Annotated in this window: 4 protein-coding genes; all 4 read left to right on the forward strand. The window is 41.0% G+C overall.

What is annotated here, in order from left to right; all coding sequences use genetic code 11:
• Positions 1-140 precede the first annotated feature (140 nt).
• Complete coding sequence (locus tag ACFPPD_RS26480) at positions 141-908, forward strand: alpha/beta hydrolase (protein ID WP_378083968.1); 768 nt, start codon at positions 141-143, stop codon at positions 906-908.
• Between the two features lie 182 nt (positions 909-1,090).
• Positions 1,091-1,555 carry a hypothetical protein gene (locus ACFPPD_RS26485; RefSeq protein WP_209752021.1) on the forward strand — a complete coding sequence of 155 codons (465 nt, stop codon included), beginning with the start codon at positions 1,091-1,093 and terminating at the stop codon, positions 1,553-1,555.
• A gap of 270 nt (positions 1,556-1,825) precedes the next feature.
• Positions 1,826-2,098 carry a hypothetical protein gene (locus ACFPPD_RS26490; protein WP_209752019.1) on the forward strand — a complete coding sequence of 91 codons (273 nt, stop codon included), beginning with the start codon at positions 1,826-1,828 and terminating at the stop codon, positions 2,096-2,098.
• A 304-nt stretch (positions 2,099-2,402) separates the two neighbouring features.
• Positions 2,403-2,732 (forward strand): low molecular weight protein tyrosine phosphatase family protein, encoded by a 330-nt coding sequence (locus ACFPPD_RS26495; RefSeq protein WP_378083972.1) that lies wholly within the window; start codon positions 2,403-2,405, stop codon positions 2,730-2,732.
• The last annotated feature ends 351 nt before the right edge of the window (positions 2,733-3,083 follow it).

Genomic DNA, 3,083 nt, shown 5'->3' on the forward strand with positions numbered 1-3,083 from the left:
GAAGTAATTCAGCCGGACACATCCGCACCACCTAACCGCATCGCGGCCGGCTCCTTTCGGAGCCTTAAGGTGGTGGGACGTCGTGAACACATGAACGTTAGACGAAAGTGCGGAGAGAATAAATTTAAGGGCTGATATTATTGACGGATTCAATCACCATCAATTACAAGAAATCAAAGGATCTTAAGATTTATTTACAGATGCCAAAGGAAAGGGGGACTGATCGTCCAGTCATTTTATTTTTTCATGGTGCTGGTTTTACAACTAACAAAGTAAATGCAAGTCAATTTCAACAACATGCTAATTATTTTACTTCACTTGGTTTTGTAACAATTCGTGTCGAGTATCGACCGCTAGATATTGAGGGCTTATTTTCACCTATTGAATGTTTAAAGAATGCCAAGTCGGCAATACGCTGGACTAAACAAAATTCAATTCAATATGGGATTGACTCGAACAAGCTAATAGCTGTAGGGGCTTCAGCTGGAGGATATTTGTGTTTGTGCGCAGCGATGATTGACCAGATAAATAACAAAGAAGATGATGTGCTTGTAAGCCCTAAACCTAATGCTATGATTTTACTAAATGGTGGAGTGAATTCAAATCTACTTATTGATCTTTTTCCAGAAATGAAAGATCAATTATTAATTGCTTCTCCAACGGAGGTAACAAGAAAAGGGTTACCGCCAAGTTTATTTTTTCATGGAACAGAGGATCAGAATATACCAATTGAAGATGTTATTAATTTTTCAGATGACATGAGAGTTAAAGGCAATTATTCAAGAGTAATTGCTTTTGAGGGATTAGGGCATGGCTTTTTTAATTATGGAAATCACGACAACAAACCATACGATAAGATATTAAGAGACATTAATGAATTTTTAAGAGAAATAGATCTTCTGGGGTAACTCTATGCACCTTCGTCTAACACCATGTTCACGCTTCGGGGCATTCGCCCCTCGGTCCGGCAGGAGTTAGATGAGGGTTCAAAGAAGTAATTGGCAGTAGCAGGGATGTGAATTCAGCCGGACACATCCGCACCACCTAACCGCATCGCGGCCGCCCTTCGGGCTTAAGGTGGTGGGACGTCGTGAACACATTAACGTTAGGTGAAATTAATGAAGTTCGAAAGGACATAAAACATATGAAGTTCAAACACTTTAGTTTGCTTTTTTCTGCCGTAGTAATGTTAGCTTTATTAGGATGTAACAATAGCGATATTTACTCAGCTAATAAGAATCCGCCAACAAATGTGCGAGATAGTTTTTATAAGAAATCTGTAGAGATTATGAATTTCTATGTTGATAAGGTTGAATCCAGAACTTTATATACCAATGAAGATAATGAATATCTATTAGGATATTACCGATCAACACCTTCTAATAGTAGTGAAGAAGTAATGATAAAAACATCTCTTACTTACTTAGACTTGATATACAAGAACTTTGATGAAAATCTAAAAGGAAATAATGAAGGAGAATTAAAGTCGGATATAATTGATTTTCAAGAACAGTTGAAAGAAGTGTTGAAATTATTGGAAATGGATGAAAGGTGATTTTGAAAGTATATCATAGTTGTCATTAACTTCACCTAACACCATGTTCACGCTTCGGGCCATTCGGCCCTCGGTCCGGCAGGAGTTAGATGTGAGCTCGGAGAAGTATTTGGCAGCAACAGAGAAGTGGAATCAGCCGGACACATCCAACTCCCTAACCGCATCGCGGCCGCCCTTTAGGCTTAAGGGAGTTGGACGTCGTGAACACATGAACGTTATAGGAAATTCCCGCTAAGAACTAAATAACATAGATAGCCACTCGATGAAGCAATGGGAAAAGCCGTCTGTAGTAAGTATCTCGACGAAGCAATGGAAAAAGCCATCTATAGTAAGTATCTCGACGAAGCAATGGAAAAAGCCGTCTGTAGTAAGTATCTCGATGAAGCAATGGGAAAAGCCGTATGTAGTAAGTATCTCGACGAAGCAATGGGAAAAGCCGTCTGTAGTAAGTATCTCGATGAAGCAATGGGAAAAGCCGTATGTAGTAAGTATCTCGACGAAGCAATAGGGAAGCCATCTGTAGTAAGTATATCGGCGATGTAGGAAGAATTTTATGGGAGAGAAATCGAAGAAGGCGGGAACATCCTATAACACCATGTTCACGCTTCGGCGGACGAGCCGCCTCGGTCCGGCAGGAGTTAGATGTGATTTCGGAGAAGTAATTGGCAGCAGCAGGGAAGTCGAATCAGCCGGACACATCCAACTCCCTAACCGCATCGCGGCCGCCCTCCGGGCTTAAGGGAGTTGGACGTCGTGAACACATGAACGTTATAAGAAATCGGGGGAAAGGCTAAACTTCAAGTGCTATAATTAAACCAAATAATCTTAAAGATCAGGTGAACAAGACATTAAATTACTCTTTATTTGCAGTCGTAATAAGTGGCGCAGTTTAACTGCCGAGAAGATCTTTGATGTCTACAATGGTTATGAAGTTCGCTCAGCTGGAACTGAAGAAGGAGCAAGAATCAGGGTTACTGAAGGGCATATTGGATGGGCAGATATGATTTTTGTAATGGAGAAGAAACATATAAGAAGGTTGAAAGACAAATTCTCATTTATTTTATTACAGAAGCAATTAATATGTCTGGGAATACCAGATGACTATAAATTTATGGATGAAGAATTAATAGAAATATTGAAATCAAGAGTATCTGAATATTTAGAAGTGCCGGAATAATGGGAATAACATAAACGTGAATAAATGAAGTTGGACCCAAGGGAATAGAAGAGCATTTTGTAAGTTATTCAAGTAGCCCCCCGACATCTTATAACACCATGTTCACGCTTCGGCGGACGAGCCGCCTCGGTCCGGCAGGAGTAGGGAAGTGGATTCGACTGGAGTATTTCAGCAGCAGGGAAGTCGATTCAGCCGGACACATCCGCACCACCTAATCGCATCGCGGCCGGCTCCTGACGGAGCCTTAAGGTGGTGGGACGTCGTGAACACATGAACGTTATAGGAAATTCCCGCTAAGAACTAAACAATCAAAGATGGCCACTCGACGAAGCAATGGGAAAAGCCGTATGT

This window comes from Cohnella suwonensis (assembly GCF_042655365.1).
In the GTDB taxonomy this organism is placed as follows: domain Bacteria; phylum Bacillota; class Bacilli; order Paenibacillales; family Paenibacillaceae; genus Cohnella; species Cohnella suwonensis.

Excerpts from the sequence above, each read along its gene's own strand:
- ACFPPD_RS26490 (WP_209752019.1), top strand. The coding sequence starts at position 1,826 with ATGGGAAAAGCCGTCTGTAGTAAGTATCTCGACGAAGCAATGGAAAAA.